The 19,941-nt window shown below is 59.0% G+C and carries 22 protein-coding genes; 14 read left to right on the top strand and 8 right to left on the bottom strand.

What is annotated here, in order from left to right:
• Positions 1-35: 35 nt before the first annotated feature.
• Both ACLEXF_RS10920 and ACLEXF_RS10915 read right to left on the bottom strand, forming a co-directional pair.
• Entirely contained in the window at positions 36-848 is an 813-nt protein-coding gene (locus ACLEXF_RS10920; RefSeq protein WP_017900140.1) for a Cof-type HAD-IIB family hydrolase, read from the bottom strand.
• Complete coding sequence (locus ACLEXF_RS10915) at positions 848-2,050, bottom strand: MFS transporter (RefSeq protein WP_017900139.1); 1,203 nt, start codon at positions 2,048-2,050, stop codon at positions 848-850. The genes ACLEXF_RS10920 and ACLEXF_RS10915 overlap by 1 nt, the downstream gene beginning before the upstream one ends.
• An 82-nt stretch (positions 2,051-2,132) precedes the next feature.
• On the opposite strand from ACLEXF_RS10915, the gene ACLEXF_RS10910 reads away from it, so the two are divergent.
• Positions 2,133-2,696: a TetR/AcrR family transcriptional regulator gene (locus ACLEXF_RS10910; protein WP_407259874.1), complete on the top strand. Its 564-nt coding sequence runs from the start codon at positions 2,133-2,135 to the stop codon at positions 2,694-2,696.
• Positions 2,697-2,874: 178 nt separating this feature from the next.
• Here ACLEXF_RS10910 and ACLEXF_RS10905 read toward each other — a convergent pair whose 3' ends face one another.
• On the bottom strand, positions 2,875-4,560 hold the full coding sequence (locus ACLEXF_RS10905; protein WP_004179131.1) for an aspartate:alanine antiporter: 1,686 nt from the start codon (positions 4,558-4,560) through the stop codon (positions 2,875-2,877).
• Between the two features lie 267 nt (positions 4,561-4,827).
• On the opposite strand from ACLEXF_RS10905, the gene ybjM reads away from it, so the two are divergent.
• Entirely contained in the window at positions 4,828-5,211 is a 384-nt protein-coding gene (gene ybjM, locus ACLEXF_RS10900; RefSeq protein WP_004201325.1) for an inner membrane protein YbjM, read from the top strand.
• A 6-nt stretch (positions 5,212-5,217) separates the two neighbouring features.
• Here the strand turns inward: ybjM and ACLEXF_RS10895 are convergent, their stop codons facing one another.
• On the bottom strand, positions 5,218-5,481 hold the full coding sequence (locus tag ACLEXF_RS10895; RefSeq protein WP_002896352.1) for a GrxA family glutaredoxin: 264 nt from the start codon (positions 5,479-5,481) through the stop codon (positions 5,218-5,220).
• Positions 5,482-5,683: 202 nt separating this feature from the next.
• On the opposite strand from ACLEXF_RS10895, the gene ACLEXF_RS10890 reads away from it, so the two are divergent.
• The 12 genes from ACLEXF_RS10890 to ACLEXF_RS10835 all read left to right on the top strand — a co-directional run bounded on the left by ACLEXF_RS10890 (position 5,684) and on the right by ACLEXF_RS10835 (position 16,803).
• The gene (locus ACLEXF_RS10890; RefSeq protein WP_004201326.1) at positions 5,684-5,971 is read left to right on the top strand and encodes a YbjC family protein; all 288 of its coding nucleotides are present in this window, start codon (positions 5,684-5,686) and stop codon (positions 5,969-5,971) included.
• Positions 5,955-6,677: a nitroreductase NfsA gene (nfsA, locus tag ACLEXF_RS10885; protein ID WP_043522161.1), complete on the top strand. Its 723-nt coding sequence runs from the start codon at positions 5,955-5,957 to the stop codon at positions 6,675-6,677. Before ACLEXF_RS10890 ends, nfsA begins: the two co-directional genes overlap by 17 nt.
• Before the next feature lie 114 nt (positions 6,678-6,791).
• A complete protein-coding gene (gene rimK, locus ACLEXF_RS10880) occupies positions 6,792-7,694 on the top strand; it encodes a 30S ribosomal protein S6--L-glutamate ligase (RefSeq protein WP_004201328.1) in 903 nt (300 codons plus the stop codon).
• 88 nt (positions 7,695-7,782) lie between these two features.
• Positions 7,783-8,262, top strand: a complete 480-nt coding sequence (locus ACLEXF_RS10875; RefSeq protein ID WP_017899416.1) for a YbjN domain-containing protein — start codon at positions 7,783-7,785, stop codon at positions 8,260-8,262.
• Positions 8,263-8,610: 348 nt separating this feature from the next.
• Entirely contained in the window at positions 8,611-9,723 is a 1,113-nt protein-coding gene (potF, locus tag ACLEXF_RS10870) for a spermidine/putrescine ABC transporter substrate-binding protein PotF (protein WP_004201329.1), read from the top strand.
• Positions 9,724-9,884: 161 nt separating this feature from the next.
• Complete coding sequence (potG, locus tag ACLEXF_RS10865) at positions 9,885-11,018, top strand: putrescine ABC transporter ATP-binding subunit PotG (protein WP_004201330.1); 1,134 nt, start codon at positions 9,885-9,887, stop codon at positions 11,016-11,018.
• Between the two features lie 10 nt (positions 11,019-11,028).
• Positions 11,029-11,982: a putrescine ABC transporter permease PotH gene (potH, locus tag ACLEXF_RS10860; RefSeq protein ID WP_004201331.1), complete on the top strand. Its 954-nt coding sequence runs from the start codon at positions 11,029-11,031 to the stop codon at positions 11,980-11,982.
• Complete coding sequence (gene potI / locus ACLEXF_RS10855) at positions 11,979-12,824, top strand: putrescine ABC transporter permease PotI (protein WP_002896372.1); 846 nt, start codon at positions 11,979-11,981, stop codon at positions 12,822-12,824. The genes potH and potI overlap by 4 nt, the downstream gene beginning before the upstream one ends.
• Positions 12,825-12,881: 57 nt before the next feature.
• Positions 12,882-13,370 (top strand): YbjO family protein, encoded by a 489-nt coding sequence (locus tag ACLEXF_RS10850; protein WP_004201332.1) that lies wholly within the window; start codon positions 12,882-12,884, stop codon positions 13,368-13,370.
• A gap of 41 nt (positions 13,371-13,411) precedes the next feature.
• Positions 13,412-14,539 carry a 23S rRNA (uracil(747)-C(5))-methyltransferase RlmC gene (gene rlmC / locus ACLEXF_RS10845; RefSeq protein WP_048294434.1) on the top strand — a complete coding sequence of 376 codons (1,128 nt, stop codon included), beginning with the start codon at positions 13,412-13,414 and terminating at the stop codon, positions 14,537-14,539.
• Positions 14,540-14,617: 78 nt separating this feature from the next.
• Positions 14,618-15,334 (top strand): response regulator transcription factor, encoded by a 717-nt coding sequence (locus ACLEXF_RS10840; protein ID WP_004201334.1) that lies wholly within the window; start codon positions 14,618-14,620, stop codon positions 15,332-15,334.
• Positions 15,331-16,803: a sensor histidine kinase gene (locus tag ACLEXF_RS10835; protein WP_407259872.1), complete on the top strand. Its 1,473-nt coding sequence runs from the start codon at positions 15,331-15,333 to the stop codon at positions 16,801-16,803. The genes ACLEXF_RS10840 and ACLEXF_RS10835 overlap by 4 nt, the downstream gene beginning before the upstream one ends.
• A gap of 83 nt (positions 16,804-16,886) precedes the next feature.
• On the opposite strand, the gene artJ is transcribed toward ACLEXF_RS10835, so the two are convergent.
• From artJ to artI, 4 genes are all read right to left on the bottom strand, one after another.
• A complete protein-coding gene (artJ, locus tag ACLEXF_RS10830; RefSeq protein ID WP_004201336.1) occupies positions 16,887-17,618 on the bottom strand; it encodes an arginine ABC transporter substrate-binding protein ArtJ in 732 nt (243 codons plus the stop codon).
• A gap of 184 nt (positions 17,619-17,802) precedes the next feature.
• Positions 17,803-18,471: an arginine ABC transporter permease ArtM gene (gene artM / locus ACLEXF_RS10825; RefSeq protein ID WP_004201338.1), complete on the bottom strand. Its 669-nt coding sequence runs from the start codon at positions 18,469-18,471 to the stop codon at positions 17,803-17,805.
• A complete protein-coding gene (artQ, locus tag ACLEXF_RS10820; protein ID WP_004201339.1) occupies positions 18,471-19,187 on the bottom strand; it encodes an arginine ABC transporter permease ArtQ in 717 nt (238 codons plus the stop codon). Before artQ ends, artM begins: the two co-directional genes overlap by 1 nt.
• 6 nt (positions 19,188-19,193) lie before the next feature.
• Positions 19,194-19,925: an arginine ABC transporter substrate-binding protein ArtI gene (gene artI, locus ACLEXF_RS10815; RefSeq protein WP_002896390.1), complete on the bottom strand. Its 732-nt coding sequence runs from the start codon at positions 19,923-19,925 to the stop codon at positions 19,194-19,196.
• Positions 19,926-19,941 lie beyond the last annotated feature (16 nt).

Here is a 19,941-nt window from a genome sequence, read left to right as displayed (position 1 = left end):
GTTGAAAACCCGGATGCGCTCGCATCCGGGTCTTATCAGGCGAATGGCGCTTCGCGATCCAATACCTTATCGATAATCTGCAGAACACCCTCTTCGTTATTGTGCGGCGCGTGATAGCGGGCGACGGCTTTGACGTCTTCCCGGGCGTTGGCCATGGCGAAGCCAAATCCGGCGTGCTGCAGCATTTCGATATCGTTGCCGCTGTCGCCGAACGCCACCACCTCGTGATCTTCAATACCCCAGCGCTGTTGCAAAATACGCAGGCCGTTGGCTTTGTGCACCCCCGGGATAATTAAGTCGATGCTACCGTAGCCGGTGGCTACCGCTGTCACCATGTCCCCCAGCGCCGCGTGCAGCTTCGGCTGAATCTCCGGGATCAGGCGGTCCGGCACGTTGAGACCAAATTTGAGGATGGTGTCATCGAGATGGTTAAAATCATCCACCAGTTCAAGGCGGTGATAATACTTCGCCGCCACCGTCTTCAGCGCGTCGTTGTAGCGGTTGAGGGTGTAGGCGCTGCGCTTCCCGCAGGCGATGATTTCGATATTCGGCAGCGTCTGCAGATGGTCGACCACGGCGTTGAAATGGTGAACCGGCAGCTGGCAGTTGAAGACGTCTTCATTGTCGCTCACCACCCAGCCGCCGTTTTCCGCCACGAAGGCGATCTGGTGGGCGATCTCCGGGAAGAAGGAGATCAGCTGGTAGTACTGGTTGCCGCTGGCGACCACGAAGCGAATGTTTTGCTCGCGCATCCGCTGATACTGGGCGAGGAAGCGCGGCCGGTTGTAAGTTTTGGCATCGCTTAAAAAGGTGCCGTCCATATCCACCGCAATCAGTTTGATGCTCATTAGCTGTTCTCCATAACGGGTTCAGACTGTGGCTTAGCCACCGCGCGGGCGACCAGCGCCGCCACCATCACCAGGCCCAGCACCACCATCATGGCGCTGCGCAGGCCGAAATGCTCGCCGAGGAAGCCCAGCAGCGGCGGCCCGACGAGGAAAGCAAGATACCCGGTAATCGCCACCACGCTGACGCGCTTAGGGGCATCCGGACCGGTATCGCTGGCGGCGGAGATGGTCAACGGGAAGCCGAGCGAGGCGCCAATGCCCCACAGCAGCACCGAAATGCCCGCCACCCAGGGGTTGTCGACGAAGATAATCAGGCCAATGCCCAGAGCGCCCATCACCGCGCTGCCACGAACCACCGTCACCCGGCTGTAGCGATCGATAAACCAGCCGCCGGTAAAGCGGCCCAGCGTCATGCCGAGGGTGAAGCCGGCATAGATCAGCGAGCCGGAGGTGGGGCTAAAGCCGTGGCCGTCCACCATCAGCAGCGGCAGCCAGTCATTGGCTGAGCCTTCGGCGAAGGCCATCGCCAGGACGATAACCCCGATAAGCAGCAGCTGCGCATCGCGCCATACCGGCAGACCTTTCGCCTCGCCGTGGGCGGCTTCGGCGGCATTTTTACCGGTACCCTCCGGAATGGCACGGATAGCAATGGCGATGGGCAGGATGGCCACCAGCGCGGCCGCCAGGATATGCGGGGCGGCGGGAAGGCCGAACCCGGTCACCGCCATGCCCACCCCGGCGCCGAACAGGGTGCCAAAGCTGTAGAAGCCGTGCATCATCGGCAGCACCGTTTTATTCATCTCCCGCTCAACCGCCGCGCCTTCGACGTTAATGGCGACCTCTGCCGAGCCAAAGCTGGCGCCAAAGATGGCCAGACCGAAGGCGAACAGCGGGGCGGAGGCAAGCCACAGCGCCAGGCTGAGCACCAGCATGCCGAGTACGGCGAAGGACATGGTGGTGCGGATGACCTTGCGGGTGCCAAAGCGCTTCACCAGCCACGCCGAGCAGAGAATACCGCTCATCGACCCCACCGACAGGCCAAACAGCACGACGCCCATCTCTGCGGTAGAAAGCGCCAGCAGATCGCGGATCGCCGGCGTGCGGGTGGCCCAGGAGGCCATTAATAAGCCAGGGATGAAAAAGAACATAAACAGCGCCCACAGTCGAAGCTGGAGCGCTCTGCGCGAAGATTGCGTCGTCATCCGTAAACGCCTTAAAGGAGAAGAATGAAGACAACAGTAGCAAGCATGTGTACATTTGTACATAAACCGGAAGAGGAAAATCATGGCCCGTAGACCGAACGATCCGCAGCGCCGCGAGCGCATCCTGCAGGCGACGCTGGACACCATCGCGGCGCACGGCGTCCATGCGGTGACGCACCGTAAAATCGCCACCTGCGCGAATGTGCCGCTGGGGTCGCTGACCTACTATTTCAGCGGCATCGAGGCGCTGATCGAGGAGGCGTTCAGCCTGTTTACCGCCGAGATGTCGGCGCAGTATCAGCAAAGCTTCGCCGGGGTAGCGAACCGGCAACAAGCCTGCGATGCCATCGCGGAGCTGATCTTCAGCGCCCAGGTGACCACGGCGCGCAATATGGAGCTGATGTACCAGCTGTATGCGTTCTGTAGCAGCCAGCCAGCGCTGAAGGCGGTGATGCAGAACTGGATGCGGCGCAGCCAGCAGACGCTGGAGCAGTGGTTTGCCCCTGACACCGCCCGCGGCCTCGACGCCTTTATTGAAGGGATGACCCTGCACTTTGTCACCGACCGCGCGCCGCTGTCGAAGGCGGCGATCCGCATGATGGTCGGGCAGCTGGCGGGGGAGAGGGCGCAGGAAGAGGAGTACTGAGGCGGCGTTTCACCCGGAATGGCTAAACGCAGGCAACAAAAAACCCATCAACCTTGAACCGAAGTGGCGGGGTTGATGGGCTCCACAAAATGGGGACATCAAAGAAAAGCAGTGGCATTACTTATGACTGATGCCCTGAGAAAAAGTTCTGCCTGTGGCGGCTTTTTTCGCAAAAAATTTATTGTAGCCCCGGCCAGATGATCACGATGAGCGTCCCGGCGAGGGTGAGCAGCACGTTGGCGATGGCGTAGGTGCCCGCATAGCCGAGCGCCGGAATGTTGCTGCGCGCGGTATCGCTAATGATCTCCATCGCCGGGGCGCAGGTGCGCGCCCCCATCATGGCGCCGAACAGCATCGCCCGGTTCATGCGCAGCACATAGGCGCCAAACAGGAAGCAGATCACCACCGGCACCAGGCTGACGATAAGCCCTGCCGCCAGCATCTGGCCGCCGACGGCGCCCAGCCCGTTATTGATCCCGGCCCCGGCGCTGAGCCCGACCCCGGCCATAAACACCATCAGGCCAAACTCTTTCACCATGTTCAGCGCCCCCTGCGGGATATAGCCGAAGGTTGGGTGGTTGGCGCGCAGGAAGCCAAGCATGATGCCGGCGAACAGCAGGCCGGCGGCGTTGCCGATGCCGAAGCTGAAGGAGCTGAACTGGAAGGTGATCATGCCGATCATCAGGCCGACGATAAAGAAGGCGCAGAAGGCCAGCAGGTCGGTCACCTGGCTGTGAATGGAGATAAAGCCGATGCGATCGGCAACGGTCTTCACGCGGCGGGCGTCGCCGCTGACCTGCAGCACGTCGCCTTTGTTCAGCACCACGTTGTCGTCGATAGGCATCTCGATCTGGCTGCGAATAACCCGGTTTAAGAAGCAGCCGTGGTCGGTGAGCTTGAGCTGCGCCAGGCGGCGGCCGACGGCGTTGTGGTTTTTGACCACAATCTCTTCGGTGACGATGCGCATGTCGAGCAGATCGCGGTCGAACACCTCTTTACCGTTGCGGAAGCTCGGGTCGAGGCGAGCGTGCGCGTCCGGGTAGCCCACCAGCGCAATATCGTCGCCCATCTGCAGCACCGCGTCGCCGTCCGGGTTGGCCAGAATGCCGTTGCGGCGGATGCGTTCGATATAGCAGCCGGTCTGGCGATAAATGCCCAGCTCGCGCAGATTTTTGCCATCCGCCCACGCCACCAGCTCCGGGCCGACGCGATAGGCGCGGATCACCGGCAGGTAAACTTTACGTTTGGAATCGGTATCGAGGCCGCGCTCGCGGGCGATTTGCTGGGCGCTGGTCTGCAGATCCTGATGCTGCAGCTTGGGCATATAGCGGGCGCCGACGATGAGGCTCACCAGACCAACCAGGTAGGTCAGGGCATAGCCGAGGCTCAGATGGTCAAGCGACTGCGCCAGCTGATCGCTGGGCAGGCCGAAATGGCGCAGAGTGTCACCCGCGCCCACCAGCACCGGGGTGGAGGTCATCGCCCCCGCCAGCATACCGGCGGTGAGCCCGATATCCCAGCCGAACACTTTACCCAACACCATGGCGATCAGCATCGCGCTGCCGACCATCACCAGCGCCAGCATCAGATAGTTTTTCCCGTCACGGAAAAAAATCGAAAAAAAGTTAGGACCGGCTTCCACGCCGACGCAAAAAATAAACAGCATAAAGCCGAGATTAAGGGCATCGGTGTTAATCGCGAAATGCTGCTGACCTAATAATAGAGAAACGACTAAAACGCCAATGGAATTACCAAGTTGTACTGAGCCGAGACGCAGTTTTCCCAGGCATAGTCCTAATGCAAGTACAACGAATAATAACAGGATGTAATTCCCGTTTAACAAATCTGCGACGTTTATATTCACGAAAGCCAACTTCTCGTTTACTAGTAAGTTGTTGAAGGAAATGGTTATTTGGTCTAAGGTTGCTCAGGCGTTCGCGTTGTCGCGAACCTATTCTGGCACCCTGTTATAACCAGCAAAAATATACCCGCTAGTTTAATCCTTCCTGGATGCGGCGGCTAGTGACAATCGTTTTCAGGCTGGCAGGGGAGTTATTGGCATGGATTGCCGAAATGCTTTATCTGACTGGGCGACGTGGACGTGAGTTAGAGGCAACATCAGGAGGATACGGTGAAATCTGAGCGTAGTTGGGCCGGCATTATCTGTGGCTTCGTTCTGTTCATTGTGGTGTGCTTATCGTTGTTGTTACATATGAAAGGGGCCTTTCGCGCCAGCGGCAACCCGGAGCTGGGCCTGCTCTTCTTTTTGCTGCCAGGAGCGGCGGCGAGCTGTCTCTCTCCCGGTCGGCGGGTGCTGCGTCCTTTGCTCGGCGCGATGCTGGCGGCGCCGGTCTGTATGGTGACGATGCGGCTGTTTTTCGTCACGCACCGGACGTTCTGGCAGGAGATGGCGTGGGTACTGAGCGCGGTGTTCTGGTGTGCGCTGGGGGCGTTGTGCTTTTTGTTTATCTGCGCCTGGCTTGATACCTGGCGCAGTCATTCATCGAGCAAATAAATTTACTCAGGCAAACAGGCCAAGGTTCTCTTTCGCCCAGGCTTCGAAATCGGTGCAACCGCCGATGTGTTTCTGGTCGACGAAAATCTGCGGTACGGTTTCAACCGGTTTGCCGACGGTTTTTTCCAGGTCAGCTTTGCTGATGCCTTCGGCGTGAATATCCACGTAACGGTAGTTAAAATCATCACGCTCGTTGGTCAGTTTTTCGGCCAGCTCTTTGGCGCGAACACAGTAAGGGCAGCCTGGACGACCAAAAATAACGGTAAACATTGCTTCTCTCCTTAAACCTCAGCCGGATGGCGAATGGCGCTTATGATGCCTGCATTGGCCGGTGAGGGAAAGCAGGTTCTGCCTTTTGCTTCGATGGTTTACGGCTATGTTTGATAAATGTCGTACTATCAAAACCCGTATACTGACCCGGCGGCGCGGCGGCATTGGCTGGCGCGTTGCGTTTATCAACCGGAGAGGCGTGATGCGAAAATTTGCCCCGTTGCCGAAAAGCATTCTGCTGGTTGAGATCCTCGGGATGGGGCTGTTAACCCTCGCCTGGCTCTCACTTAACCAGTATGTCCAGCTGCCTGCGCCCATTGCCAGCCCGACCGCGGCGCTGGTGATGCTCTTTGCCGGGATCGTGCTGATGATCCCTGCCGCCATCGTCGTGATGTGGCGGATGGCGCAGATCGTGGCCCCGCAGTTAACCCACTCTCCTGAGCCTGAATCCTTGTCTGACAGAGAAAAACGAAATGACGCCGACCATTGAGCTGCTGCGTAGCCACCGTTCTATCCGCCACTTCACCGATGCGCCCGTGAGCGACGAACAGCGCGCGGCGATTATCGCCAGCGCGCAAGCGGCATCTACCTCGAGTTTTTTACAGTGCACCTCCATCATTCGTATTACTGACCCGGCCCTGCGTGAACGTCTGGTCCCACTGACCGGCGGCCAGCAGCATGTCGCCCAGGCGGCGGAGTTTTGGGTCTTCTGCGCCGACTTTAATCGCCACCTGCAGATCTGCCCGCAGGCGGAGCTGGGGCTGGCGGAACAGCTGCTGATCGGCGTTGTCGATACGGCGCTGCTAGCGCAAAACGCGCTGACCGCCGCCGAGTCCCTCGGGCTGGGCGGCGTCTATATCGGCGGGTTGCGCAACAGCATCGAGGCGGTGACCGAGCTGCTGGAGCTGCCAAAGCACGTCCTGCCGCTGTTCGGCCTTTGCCTTGGCTGGCCGGCGGATAACCCGGACATCAAGCCGCGGATGCCGGCCGGCATGCTGGTGCATGAGAACCGCTATCAGCCGCTGGATAACGCGCTGCTGGCGGAGTATGACGACCAGTTGGCGCACTATTATCTGTCGCGCGGCAGCAACGCCCGCCGCGATACCTGGAGCGATCATATCCGTCGCACTATCGTGAAAGAGAGTCGTCCGTTTATTCTCGACTATCTGCATAAGCAGGGGTGGGCAACGCGCTGATTACGTGTACACTGCTGCTCCGGCCAGGCGGTATCCGCCGCTGGCGGCAGGAAAGGTGAAAATGTGTTCGATAGCTGAGGCCCGCCAGAGCGGGTCTTTTTGCAGAGGTGCAGGATGAAAATTGCCATATTATCCCGGGATGGAACGCTTTATTCATGTCGACGCCTGCGCGAAGCGGCGCAACAGCGCGGGCATCAGGTCGAGATCCTCGATCCGCTTTCCTGTTATATGAACGTCAGTCCGGTGGCCTCGTCGATCCACTACAAAGGTCGCCAGCTGCCGCACTTTGATGCGGTGATCCCGCGCATTGGCTCAGCGATCACTTACTATGGCACCGCGGCCCTGCGACAGTTTGAGCTCCTGGGAAGCTATCCGCTGAACGAATCGGTCGCTATTACCCGCGCTCGCGATAAGCTTCGCTCGCTGCAGCTGCTGGCGCGCCAGGGCATCGATCTGCCGCTGACCGGCATCGCTCACTCCCCCGATGACACCAGCGATCTGATCGCCATGGTCGGCGGCGCGCCGCTGGTGGTGAAGCTGGTGGAGGGCACCCAGGGGATCGGCGTGGTGCTGGCGGAGACCCGTCAGGCGGCGGAGAGCGTGATAGACGCCTTTCGCGGGCTGAACGCCCACATCCTGGTGCAGGAGTACATTGCCGAGGCAAAAGGCTGCGATATTCGCTGCCTGGTGGTCGGCAATGAGGTGGTGGCGGCGATCGAACGGCGGGCGAAAGAGGGCGATTTTCGCTCTAACCTGCACCGCGGCGGCATGGCCTCGGTGGCGCAGATTAGCGACGAGGAGCGGGCCATCGCCATCAAGGCGACGCAAACCCTGGGGCTGGACGTCGCCGGTGTCGATATTTTACGCGCCACCCGCGGGCCGCTGGTGATGGAGGTAAATGCCTCGCCCGGGCTGGAAGGAGTGGAAACCACCTCCGGTGTGGACATCGCCAGCAGGATGATCGCCTGGATCGAGCGCCAGGCGACACCGGAATTCTGTTTGAAAATAGGCGGCTAACCGCCGGATGCAAGACTGTCATGGTATGCGGCGCTTTTTTTGCGTAAGCTATGGCGTCGTTTTTCCACTGTAAGAGGTCACAGGCACTATGGATTCACTGGTCGTACCGGGTCTGGATACGCTACGTCGCTGGCTGGATGAGATCGGCATCAGCTTTTTTGAGTGCGATTCCTGCCAGGCATTGCACTTGCCGCATATGCAGAATTTCGACGGTATTTTTGATGCCAAAATTGACCTGGTGGACAACGTGGTGCTCTTTTCCGCCCTGGCGGAGGTGAAGCCGACTGCTCTGTTGGCGCTGTCAGCGGATCTCTCGGCCATCAACGCCAGCTCGTTAACCGTGAAGGCGTTTATCGACATTCAGGACGATAATTTGCCCAAGCTGGTGGTCTGCCAGTCGCTGTCTATCGGTCCTGGGGTGACCATGGAGCAGTTCGCCTGGTTCTTCCGCCAAAGCGAGGAGCAGATCTCGATGGTGATCCTCGAAGCCGGCGCCAATCAGCTGCTGTACAAAGGCGAAGAAGAAGAGCCCGCCGCGGAAAACGTGCAATACCATTTTCTTCACTAAACCTGCCTAAAATTAGCGCAGCCACTACCGCAGCGGCTGCGTATTACCCGCTTTTATTCTGTATTTAACCTTTCTTTAAAGCATTATTCACCGCCATTCAGGCCGTTTTGGCTTATCACGTAGACCGTTACTGCATAAAAATTTGATAAAAGGCGTTTTTTTACCTGGGCTATAGCCTCTTATTCTGGCTACAGTTATTCTGGCGATGCTTCCAGTTGCGAGCAACCACTCCGGGAGAGATCCGCTCTCCTTTTCTCAGGCAATGAAAAAATATGCATGATTTTTGCATGCGTAGAAATGCGTATATTTGAGCCCGTAAGTTAACGGGCGTTGAGAAGGAAAAGAGATATGACCGCCTTTGGTAAAAAATGGTTAACAGGTCTGGTTACGGGTGCGCTGATGGCTGTCTCTGCCGGTTCGCTCGCTGCCGAACAAAAAACCCTGCATGTCTATAACTGGTCTGATTATATTGCGCCGGACACTGTGGCCAATTTCGAAAAAGAGACCGGGATTAAAGTCGTGTATGACGTTTTTGATTCCAATGAAGTGCTGGAAGGCAAATTGATGGCCGGCAGCACCGGTTTCGATCTGGTGGTGCCGTCGGCAAGCTTCCTTGAGCGCCAGCTGGCGGCGGGGGTGTTCCAGCCGCTGGATAAGAGCAAGCTGCCCAACTGGAAGAACCTTGATCCCGAAGTGCTGAAGCTGGTCGCCAAGCATGACCCGGATAATAAATACGCTATGCCTTACCTGTGGGCGACGACGGGCATTGGCTATAACGTGGATAAAGTGAAAGCCGTCCTCGGCAAAGATGCGCCGGTGGACAGCTGGGATCTGGTGCTGAAGCCGGAGAACCTTGAAAAACTGAAAAGCTGCGGCGTCTCCTTCCTCGACGCGCCGGAAGAGATTTTCGCCACTGTGCTGAACTACCTTGGCAAGGATCCGAACAGCAGCAAAGCGAATGATTACACCGGTCCGGCTACCGATCTGCTGCTGAAGCTGCGGCCGAACATCCGCTACTTCCACTCTTCGCAATATATTAACGACCTCGCCAATGGCGACATCTGCGTGGCGATCGGCTGGGCAGGGGACGTCTGGCAGGCGGCTAACCGTGCGAAAGAGGCCAAGAACGGCGTCAACGTCTCTTACTTTATTCCGAAAGAGGGCGCGCTGGCGTTCTTTGACGTCTTTGCCATGCCGGCCGACGCCAAAAATAAAGATGAGGCCTATCAGTTTCTTAACTATCTGATGCGCCCGGATGTGATCGCCAAAATCAGCGACCAGGTGTTCTACGCCAACGGCAACAAGGCTTCCACGCCGCTGGTCAGCGAGACTATCCGTAACAACCCGGCGATTTATCCGCCAGCGGATGTGTTCGCCAAACTGTTCACGCTGAAGGTGCAGGATCCGAAGATCGACCGCGTGCGTACTCGCGCGTGGACCAAAGTGAAGAGCGGTAAATAAACTCTGACGGCCCGGTAAGCGGGCCGAATCAGAACGGCACTCGCCGGGAAATGGCAGCGCGCCCGGCGAGCAGAAGCACCAGGATGGTGCACATGCACTGTTAAGCACGAAGTATGGCACCGGACCATATGGTGATCGTTTTTTTGCCGGAGAGCACCCGATTGAACGACGTAATGCCCCGCCCACAGGCGAAAGCCCCCAAAGCGCTGACCCCGCTGCTGGAAATCCGTAACTTAACCAAGTCGTTTGACGGCCAGCATGCTGTCGACGATGTCAGTCTCACTATTTACAAAGGCGAAATTTTTGCTCTGCTGGGCGCATCAGGCTGCGGGAAATCGACCCTGCTGCGCATGCTGGCGGGCTTTGAGCAACCGACCGCCGGACAGATTATGCTCGACGGCGTGGATCTGGCGCGCGTGCCGCCCTATCAGCGGCCTATCAATATGATGTTCCAGTCCTACGCCCTGTTTCCCCATATGACCGTTGAGCAGAATATCGCCTTCGGCCTGAAACAGGATCGCCTGCCGAAGGCGGAAATCACCGCCCGGGTGCAGGAGATGCTGGCTCTGGTGCACATGCAGGAGTTCGCTAAACGTAAGCCGCACCAGCTCTCTGGCGGCCAGCGCCAGCGTGTCGCGCTGGCGCGCAGTCTGGCGAAACGACCTAAGCTGCTGCTGCTCGACGAACCAATGGGGGCGCTGGATAAAAAGCTGCGCGATCGCATGCAGCTGGAGGTGGTGGATATTCTTGAGCGCGTTGGCGTGACCTGCGTGATGGTGACCCACGATCAGGAAGAGGCCATGACCATGGCGGGCCGTATCGCCATCATGAACCGCGGCAAGTTTGTGCAGATTGGCGAACCGGAAGAGATTTACGAACACCCGACCACCCGCTACAGCGCCGAGTTCATCGGCTCGGTGAACGTCTTTGAAGGACTGGTGAAAGAGCGCCTCGAAGATGGCCTGGTGCTGAGCTCGCCGGGCCTGGTGCATCCGCTGAAGGTTGACCCCGACGCCTCGGTGGTGGACAACGTGCCGGTATGGGTGGCGCTGCGTCCGGAGAAGATCATGCTGTGCGATGAGCCGCCGGCGGATGGTTACAATTTTGCCGTCGGCGAGGTGATTCATATCGCCTATCTGGGGGATCTCTCTATCTATCATGTGCGCCTGCAAAGTGGGCAGATGATCAGCGCCCAGCTGCAGAATGAGCACCGCCATCGGAAAGGGACGCCCACCTGGGGTGACGAGGTGCGTTTATGCTGGGATGCGGACAGCTGTGTTGTACTGACGGTGTAAGGAGAGGGCGATGAGTACCGTTGAATCCCCGTCAGGGGCGAAAAAACCGGGCGGCTTCGCGCTGTGGGCGGCGCGCCTGCAGATGGCGCATGGCCGCAAGCTGGTGATCGCGCTGCCCTATCTGTGGCTGATCCTGCTGTTTATGCTGCCGTTCCTGATCGTGTTCAAGATAAGTCTTGCCGAGATGGCGCGGGCGATCCCTCCCTACACCGATCTGATGGAGTGGGCGGATGGCCAGCTGACGCTGACCCTTAACTTTGCCAACTTCCTGCAGCTGACCGACGATCCGCTCTATTTCGAGGCTTATCTGCAGTCGCTGCAGGTGGCGGGCATCTCGACGCTCTGCTGCCTGCTGCTGGGCTATCCGCTGGCCTGGGCGGTGGCGCACAGCAAGCCATCGACGCGCAATATTCTGCTGCTGCTGGTGATCCTTCCGTCGTGGACGTCGTTTTTGATCCGCGTCTATGCCTGGATGGGGCTGTTGAAGAGCAACGGGGTGTTGAATAACTTCCTGCTGTGGCTAGGGGTTATCGATCAGCCGCTGGAGATCCTGCACACCAACCTGGCGGTGTATATCGGTATCGTCTACGCCTATCTGCCGTTTATGGTGCTGCCTATCTATACCGCGCTGACCCGCATCGACTATTCGCTGGTGGAGGCCTCGCTGGACCTCGGCGCCCGGCCCCTGAAGACCTTCTTTCAGGTGATCGTTCCGCTCACCAAAGGGGGGATTATCGCTGGCTCCATGCTGGTGTTTATCCCGGCGGTGGGGGAGTTCGTGATCCCGGAGCTGCTGGGCGGGCCGGACAGCATTATGATTGGCCGCGTGCTGTGGCAGGAGTTCTTTAACAACCGCGACTGGCCGGTCGCCTCGGCGGTGGCGATTGTCATGCTGCTGTTGCTGATTGTGCCGATCATGTGGTTCCACAAGCACCAGCAAAAACAGATGGGGGAGCAGGGATGAACGACTTGCCTGTAGTACGCTCGCCGTGGCGCATTCTGATCCTCGTGCTCGGATTCACCTTCCTTTATGCCCCGATGCTGATGCTGGTGATCTACTCGTTCAACAGCTCGAAGCTGGTGACGGTCTGGGCCGGGTGGTCGACGCGCTGGTATAGCGAACTGTTCCACGATGACGCGATGATGAGCGCGGTGGGGCTGAGCCTGACTATCGCCGCCTGCGCGGCGACGGCGGCGGCGATCCTGGGCACCATCGCCGCGGTGGTGATGGTGCGCTTTGGGCGTTTTCGCGGCTCCAACGGCTTCGCGTTTATGATCACCGCGCCGCTGGTCATGCCGGACGTGATCACCGGGCTCTCGCTGCTGCTGCTGTTCGTGGCGCTGGGTCACGCCATCGGCTGGCCGTCGGATCGCGGGATGTTGACCATCTGGCTGGCGCACGTCACCTTCTGTACCGCCTACGTGGCGGTGGTGATCTCCTCGCGCCTGCGCGAGCTGGACCACTCGATCGAAGAGGCGGCGATGGATCTGGGCGCCGCGCCGCTGAAGGTCTTCTTCGTCATCACGCTGCCGATGATTATGCCGGCGGTGATCTCCGGCTGGCTGCTGGCCTTCACGCTGTCGCTGGATGACCTGGTGATCGCCAGCTTTGTCTCCGGTCCCGGGGCCACGACCTTGCCGATGCTGGTCTTCTCCAGCGTGCGCATGGGGGTCAACCCGGAGATCAACGCCCTGGCGACGCTCATCCTCGGCGTGGTCGGTATTGTTGGTTTTATCGCCTGGTATTTGATGGCCCGCGCAGAAAAGCAGCGAGTGCGCGATATCCAGCGTGCAAGACAAGGCTGAACCACCTAAAATCGGTACAGCAGCCTCCGGTCGGCGCCACCCTGTGGCGCCGTTTTCATGGAAGACATTACGTTGGGATTGTTTACGAAAACTCGCTCATCGCATGCCCGCCTTAACGTCCCTGCGCTGGTGCAGGTGGCGGCCTTTGCTATTATTTTGATTCGCGGTTTGGATCTGCTGATGATCCTCAATCTGTTGGGCCTGCAGGGGCTGAACGAATTCATACACCGTAGCGTCCAGACCTGGAACCTGACGCTGGTCTTCCTCGGCAGCCTGGCGCTGGTGTTTATCGAAATCTGGTGCGCCTTCTCGCTGGTGAAAGGGCGCAACTGGGCGCGCTGGGTCTATCTGCTGACGCAGATGATAGCCGCCGGCTACCTGTGGGCGGCGTCGCTGGGCTACGGGTATCCGGAGTTGTTCAGCATTCCCGGCGAATCCAAACGGGAGATCTTCCACTCGCTGGTGATGCAAAAACTGCCTGATCTGCTGGTCCTGACGCTGCTGTTTGTGCCCGCGAACTGCCGCCGGTTTTTCCGCCTGCAATAACGGTGATACAATCCCCGCCCCTGGAATTTTGAAGGTCAATTATGCATTGCGCACTCTACGACGCCGGCCGCTGCCGCTCCTGTCAATGGCTGGAACGGTCGGTTCCGCAACAGCTCGCCGATAAAATGGCCGACCTGCGCACGCTGCTGGCGGCGATCCCCGTCGCCGACTGGGGCGAGCCGGTCAGCGGGCCGGAGGCGGCATTCCGTAACAAGGCCAAAATGGTGGTCAGCGGCAGCGTTGAGCGTCCGCTGCTGGGGATGCTGCACCGCGACGGCACCCCGGTGGATCTCACCGACTGCCCGCTCTATCCCGCCGAGTTTGCGCCGGTGTTTGCCGTCCTGAAGCCCTTTATCGCCCGCGCCGGGTTAACCCCCTACAACGTCGCGCGCAAGCGCGGGGAGCTGAAATATCTGCTGCTAACCGCCAGCCAGCAAGGGGAGATGATGCTGCGCTTCGTGCTGCGCTCAGAGGCCAAGTTGGCCCAGCTGCGCGCCGCGCTGCCCTGGTTACAGGCACAGTTGCCGCAGCTTAAGGTGATCACGGCGAATATCCAGCCAGTGCATATGGCTATTATGGAAGGCGAGCAGGAGATCTTCTTCACTGAACAGCAGGCGCTGGGGGAGGTCTTTAATGAGGTGCCGCTGTGGATCCGTCCGCAAAGCTTCTTTCAAACTAACCCGACGGTAGCCAGCCGGCTGTACGCCACCGCCCGCGACTGGGTGCGCGCGCTGCCGGTCCAGCATATGTGGGATCTGTTTTGCGGCGTCGGGGGTTTTGGCCTGCACTGCGCGACGCCGGCGATGCGCCTGACCGGTATAGAGATTGCCCCGGAGGCGATCGCCTGCGCCAGGCAGTCTGCCGCGCAGCTGGGGCTCAGCAATCTGCATTTTCAGGCGCTGGACTCCACGCAGTTCGCCACGCATGAAGCGGATATCCCGCAGCTGGTGCTGGTCAACCCGCCGCGTCGCGGCATTGGCGCCGAACTGTGCGACTATTTAAGCCGCATGGCGCCGCCCTATATTATCTATTCCAGCTGTAACGCCCGCACCATGGCGACCGACATTGCTCTTCTTAGCGGCTATCGCGTCGAGCGGGTCCAGCTGTTTGATATGTTCCCCCACACCGCCCACTACGAAGTGCTGTCCCTGCTGGTCCGCGAAGTTTAAACAAAATGTGAAGGCTTTGCGTCGCAGAAATCGGGTAAGCTTGACGCAGCATGTTTTGTTATTGGTGGGGGGAATCTAATGGCCAAAACCATTCTGCTGGTGGAAGATGATGAGGATATTGCCACGCTGCTGCGGCTCAATCTTCAGGATGAGGGCTATCAGATTGTGCATGAGGCCGACGGCAGCCAGGCTCTCGCCCGGCTGGAAACGCGGGTCTGGGATGCGGTGATCCTCGATTTGATGCTGCCCGGCGTCGATGGCCTGGAGATCTGCCGGCGTATCCGCCAGATGACCCGCTATCTGCCGGTGATCATCATCAGCGCTCGCACCAGCGAAATGCACCGCGTGCTGGGCCTGGAGATGGGCGCCGACGACTATCTGGCGAAACCCTTTTCGCTGCTGGAGCTTATCGCCCGCGTTAAAGCGCTGTTTCGTCGCCAGGAGGCGATGGGGCAGAACCTGCTGATGGACGCCGGGCGCCTGTCCTGCCATGGTCTGAGCATCGATCCGCTGTCCCGCGAAGTGAGGCTGCGCGGCGAGTTGGTGGATCTCACGCCGCGCGAATTCGAGCTGCTGTATTACTTTGCCCGCCATCCCGGGGAGGTGTTTTCGCGGCTGGCGCTGCTGGAGCAGGTCTGGGGATATCAGCACGAGGGCTATGAGCACACGGTCAATACCCATATCAACCGCCTGCGCAGCAAAATTGAACGTGACCCGGCCGAGCCGGACATCATTCTGACCGTCTGGGGCAAAGGCTATAAGTTCGCCCCGGTGACGCAAGAGGCCGCCCCGTGATCCGCCGCCTGAGCCTCAGCCAGCGGCTGGCGCTGGTGGTGGTCTCCCTGCTGATACTGTGCGCGGCGGCGGTGTGCGTCGTTCAGTTACATAGCAGCGCGCAGTATGGCAACGCCATGGTGCAGCGCCTCTCCGCCGGGCTGGCTCAGCAAATTGTGGCCCGCGAACCGCTGCTGGACGCCCACGGCGAGGTCAACCGGCAAACCCTGAAGTCGCTGTTTGACCGTCTGATGACCTTTAATCCCAGCGTGGAGCTCTATCTGCTGTCGCCGGATGGCGACCTGTTGGCCGATGCGGCGGCGCCGGGACATATCCAACGCCAGCGGATCGACATGGCGCCGGTGCAGGTTTTTCTCACCGGCAGTACGTCGCCGGTGTATGGCGACGATCCCCGCAGCCTTGACGGGCGAAAAGTCTTCAGCGCCGCCCCGCTGCGCGTCGACGGCCAGCTGCGCGGTTACCTGTATATCATTTTGCAGGGGGAGACCTTTAATCAGCTGGCGGCCGACGCCTGGCAAAAAACGCTGTGGAGCATTGTTCTGTGGACCCTGCTGCTGGTGACTCTGTTTGGCCTGCTGGCGGGAGGCCTGGCATGGTTCTGGGTGACCCGGCCGGTCCGCCAGCTCACCGCCCAGGTGGCGGCGAACGATCGGGACAGCATCAGCGCCATCAAAACCCTGGCGGCCCGCACGCCGGAGCCCCATCCCGGTAACGAGGTGGCGGTGCTCGAAAATCGCTTTATTGACCTTGCCCGGCAGATAGCCGGTCAGTGGGATCGGCTGGCCGACAGCGACCGCCAGCGCCGCGAATTTGTGGCCAATATTTCCCACGATTTACGTACGCCGCTCACCTCGCTGCTGGGGTATCTGGAAACGCTGACCCTGAAGGACGAACGGCTGACCGCCGAGGAGCGCAGGCAGTATCTCACCATCGCCCTGCGCCAGGGCAACAAAGTGCGCCATCTTTCGCAGCAGCTCTTTGAGCTGGCGCGACTGGAGCACGGGGGCATTAAGCCGCAGCGCGAGCGTTTCGCGATGGGGGAGCTGATTTCCGACGTGGCGCAGAAGTTTGAATTAACCGCCCGCACGCGCGAGGTGAACCTGCAAATTGATGTGCCGGGGCCGCTGCCGCTGGTTAACGCCGATGTGTCGATGATTGAGAGGGTGGTGACCAACCTGCTCGACAACGCCATGCGGCATACTCCCGTCGGCGGGGAGATTCGTCTGGCGGTCTGGCAGGAGAATCAACAGATCCAGGTTGAAGTGGCAGACAACGGAACGGGCGTCGATGCCGCGCTGCGCGACGATCTGTTCCAGCGGCCGTCGGCGTTGTCTGCCCAGGCGTCGCGGGAGGATCGCGGCGGGTTAGGGCTGCTGATTGTGAAACGAATGCTGGAGCTGCACGGGGGCGGGATCAGGCTGGTGGAGTCGGTAAGCGGGGCGCGGTTCAGGTTCTTCGTGCCACTTTGAGAAATTGCCGGGTGGCGGCTACGCCTTACCCGGCTACGGGGAAAGTGTAGGCCGGGTCAGCGCAGCGCCACCCGGCAAAAAAGTTACTCCGGGAACCACTGGTTGCTGATTTTCTGGTAGGTACCGTCGGCTTTAATCGCCTTCAGCGCCGCGTTCAGTTTCTCCAGCAGCGCCTTGTTATCCGGGCGCACGGCAATCCCAAGGCCGGTGCCGAAGTATTGCGGGTCGGTCACTTTCGGCGTGGCTGCCCCCAGCTGCGGGTTGGTTTTCAGCCACTCGTTGACCACAGCCGTGTCGCCGAACACGCCGTCGATACGGCCATTTTTCAGATCGATAATCGCGTTCTGGTAGCTGTCATAGGCGACGGTCTTCACCTCAGGATGTTTATCCTGCAGATATTTCTGGTGGGTGGTGCCGTTTTCCATGCCGATCCGTTTGCCTTTCAAATCATCGAACGAGTGGAATGCGTCTTTTTTGGCGATCACCAGCGCGGAGTTGGCGTAGTACGGGTCGGTGAAGGCGACCTGTTTGCTGCGCTCCGGCGTAATATCCATTCCGGAAATCACCGCGTCATACTTCTTAAACTTCAGCGCCGGGATCAGGCTGTCAAACGCGTGGTTGGTAAAGGTGCATTCTGCCTGCATTTGTTTGCACAGCGCATGGGCCAGATCGATATCAAAGCCGACAATCTGGTTATTAGCGTCCATCGATTCAAACGGCGGATAGGTCGCGGACACGCCGAAGCTGATTTTCTCCGCGGCGGCGGCGCCGAAGGTGAACGTGGTGAGCAGTGCAGCCAGAACTAACTTTTTCATCGTGGAACTCCCGTCTATCAATCTTATGATTATTCGCCGTGTCTGCGGCATAGGGTGACAATGCCATTAAATGAATTTATATGCAATAAAAATGATTAAGTATTTTATTTAATATAAAAAAAGACGGACAGATATTAGACTTGTCCGTCTTGTTGTTCACTTATTATGCAAAATACGCCAGGCGCTAATTACGCCGCTCGAAGGCTAGCGCTTTGCGCTCCACCAGCCGCATCAGCAGCGTCAGCAGCCCGTTGACGATGAGATAGATAATCCCGGCGGCGCCGAACACCATCACGTCGTAGGTCCGTCCGTACAGCAGCTGGCCGTGGCCCATCACTTCCATCAGGGTGATGGTGTAGGCCAGAGAGGTACTCTTAAAGACCAGCACCACTTCGTTGGAATAGGACGACAGCGCGCGCTTAAAGGCATACGGCAGCAGGATCGCCAGGGTATCCTTTTTACTCATCCCCAGCGCGCTGCACGACTGCCATTGCCCGTCGGGGATCGCCCGGATGGCGCCATAAAACAGCTGGGTGGTATAGGCGGCGCTGTTGAGCGACAGGGCGATCAGGGCGCACAGCCACGGCTCGGAGATAAGGTGCCAGAGCCAGGGATATTCCTGTAGCGAAGGAAACTGTCCTGGGCCGTAGTAGATCAGGAAGATCTGCACCAGCAGCGGTGTACCGGTAAACAGGGTGATGTAGCCGCGCACTATCCACACCAGCCCCGGCGTCTTCAGCGTCAGGATAATGGTAAAGATCAGCGACAGGATCAGCGCCACGATAATCGACGCCACGGTCAGCGTCAGGCTGGTATGCAGTCCTTTCAGCAGTTCGGGTAAGTAGTCGAGCATCAGCCTGGTCTCCGTTCGAAGCGCGTCGCACGCTGGTCAATCCGCTTAAGGATGTATTGACTCAACAGGGTGATGACGAGATAGATTGCCGCGGCAATGATATACCAGTTAAAGGGCTCCTGAGTGCGGGTGGCGATGCTTTTAGTCTGCAGCATCAGATCGTTGACGCTGATAAGGCTCACCAGCGCGGTGTCCTTCAGCAGCACCAGCCACTGGTTGCCGAGACCGGGCAGCGCATGGCGCCACATCTGAGGCATCACCAGGCGGAAGAAAATGGCCGCTTTCGACAGCCCCAGCGCCTGGCCGGACTCCCACTGACCCTGCGGAACGGCTTTCAGCGCGCCGCGCAGCGTTTGCGAGGCGTAGGCGGCATACAGCAGCGACAAGGCGATCGCCCCGCAGAGGAACGGACTGACGTCAAAGTTCTCAATCTGCATCTGCACCGGGATCTGGATGAACCCGAGCGGGATGGTAAAACCGTCAGAGAGCGTCAGCAGCAGCTGGGACGAGCCAAAATAGATAAACAGCACCACCAGAATTTCAGGTAGTCCGCGCAGGATGGTCACAATGCCGGTTGCAAGCCAGGCTACCGGGCGCCATTTCACTGACTCCAGTACCGCGAAGAGCATCGCCAGGACGAGGCCGATGGCGAGCGCGCAAACGGCAAGGCCGACGGTCATCCCGGCGGCGCTTGCTAATGGAAAAATTTCGTTCATTCAGTCTTACTTCTGGAACCATTTGTTATAGATGGTCTGGTAAGTGCCGTCTTTCTTCACTTTTTCCAGCGCAGCGTTAAATTTCTGCTGCAGGTCGGTGTTGCCCTGACGCACGGCAATGCCCAGCCCGGTGCCGAAATAGGCTTTGTCGGTCACTTTATCACCCACTGCCGCCAGCTTCGGATTGCTCTTCAGCCATTCGGTGACCACGGCGGTATCACCAAAGACCGCGTCAATACGACCATTCTGCAGATCCAGCTTCGCATTCTGGTAGCTGTCGTAAGGGACGGTAGTGATTTCCGGATGTTTATCGGTGATAAATTTCTGGTGAGTGGTACCGTTCTGTACGCCCACTTTTTTGCCCTTCAGCTGATCAATGCTGGTGAACTTGCCCTGCTGACCGACGAACAGCGCCGAGTTGTCATAATACGGGGTGGAGAACAGTACCTGCTTTTCACGCTCAGGCGTGATGTCCATCCCGGCCATGACCGCGTCGAAACGGCGGAATTTCAGCCCCGGGATCAGGCTGTCAAAGGCCTGGTTGGTGAAGGTACAGGTGGCATCGATCTCTTTACACAGCGCGTTAGCCAGATCCACATCGAAACCGACGATCTGGTTGTTGGCGTCCACCAGCTCAAACGGAGGGTAGGAGGCCTCGGTGGCGAAACGAATGGTCTGCGCGGCGGAAGCGGAGAGGCTCATGCCTGCGAGCAGGGCGGCAATCAGTACTTTTTTCATCGTCATTTCCCCGAAA

The sequence above is a fragment of the Klebsiella pneumoniae complex sp. WS1778 genome, from assembly GCF_049472055.1.
GTDB lineage: Bacteria > Pseudomonadota > Gammaproteobacteria > Enterobacterales > Enterobacteriaceae > Klebsiella > Klebsiella quasipneumoniae.
Note: the sequence above shows the minus strand (reverse complement) of the source record. Positions and strands in the feature narration are given on the sequence as shown.

What these genes read in the sequence shown, in the direction of transcription:
- artM (WP_004201338.1), bottom strand. Translation starts at nt 18,471, where the DNA reads ATGCTCGACTACTTACCCGAACTGCTGAAAGGACTGCATACCAGCCTG.
- potI (WP_002896372.1), top strand. Translation starts at nt 11,979, where the DNA reads ATGAACGACTTGCCTGTAGTACGCTCGCCGTGGCGCATTCTGATCCTC.
- rimK (WP_004201328.1), top strand. Translation starts at nt 6,792, where the DNA reads ATGAAAATTGCCATATTATCCCGGGATGGAACGCTTTATTCATGTCGA.
- ACLEXF_RS10910 (WP_407259874.1), top strand. Translation starts at nt 2,133, where the DNA reads ATGGCCCGTAGACCGAACGATCCGCAGCGCCGCGAGCGCATCCTGCAG.
- artQ (WP_004201339.1), bottom strand. Translation starts at nt 19,187, where the DNA reads ATGAACGAAATTTTTCCATTAGCAAGCGCCGCCGGGATGACCGTCGGC.
- ACLEXF_RS10895 (WP_002896352.1), bottom strand. Translation starts at nt 5,481, where the DNA reads ATGTTTACCGTTATTTTTGGTCGTCCAGGCTGCCCTTACTGTGTTCGC.
- potF (WP_004201329.1), top strand. Translation starts at nt 8,611, where the DNA reads ATGACCGCCTTTGGTAAAAAATGGTTAACAGGTCTGGTTACGGGTGCG.
- artJ (WP_004201336.1), bottom strand. Translation starts at nt 17,618, where the DNA reads ATGAAAAAGTTAGTTCTGGCTGCACTGCTCACCACGTTCACCTTCGGC.
- ACLEXF_RS10840 (WP_004201334.1), top strand. Translation starts at nt 14,618, where the DNA reads ATGGCCAAAACCATTCTGCTGGTGGAAGATGATGAGGATATTGCCACG.
- ACLEXF_RS10875 (WP_017899416.1), top strand. Translation starts at nt 7,783, where the DNA reads ATGGATTCACTGGTCGTACCGGGTCTGGATACGCTACGTCGCTGGCTG.
- ACLEXF_RS10850 (WP_004201332.1), top strand. Translation starts at nt 12,882, where the DNA reads ATGGAAGACATTACGTTGGGATTGTTTACGAAAACTCGCTCATCGCAT.
- ACLEXF_RS10890 (WP_004201326.1), top strand. Translation starts at nt 5,684, where the DNA reads ATGCGAAAATTTGCCCCGTTGCCGAAAAGCATTCTGCTGGTTGAGATC.
- potH (WP_004201331.1), top strand. Translation starts at nt 11,029, where the DNA reads ATGAGTACCGTTGAATCCCCGTCAGGGGCGAAAAAACCGGGCGGCTTC.
- rlmC (WP_048294434.1), top strand. Translation starts at nt 13,412, where the DNA reads ATGCATTGCGCACTCTACGACGCCGGCCGCTGCCGCTCCTGTCAATGG.
- ACLEXF_RS10915 (WP_017900139.1), bottom strand. Translation starts at nt 2,050, where the DNA reads ATGACGACGCAATCTTCGCGCAGAGCGCTCCAGCTTCGACTGTGGGCG.
- ACLEXF_RS10920 (WP_017900140.1), bottom strand. Translation starts at nt 848, where the DNA reads ATGAGCATCAAACTGATTGCGGTGGATATGGACGGCACCTTTTTAAGC.
- nfsA (WP_043522161.1), top strand. Translation starts at nt 5,955, where the DNA reads ATGACGCCGACCATTGAGCTGCTGCGTAGCCACCGTTCTATCCGCCAC.
- artI (WP_002896390.1), bottom strand. Translation starts at nt 19,925, where the DNA reads ATGAAAAAAGTACTGATTGCCGCCCTGCTCGCAGGCATGAGCCTCTCC.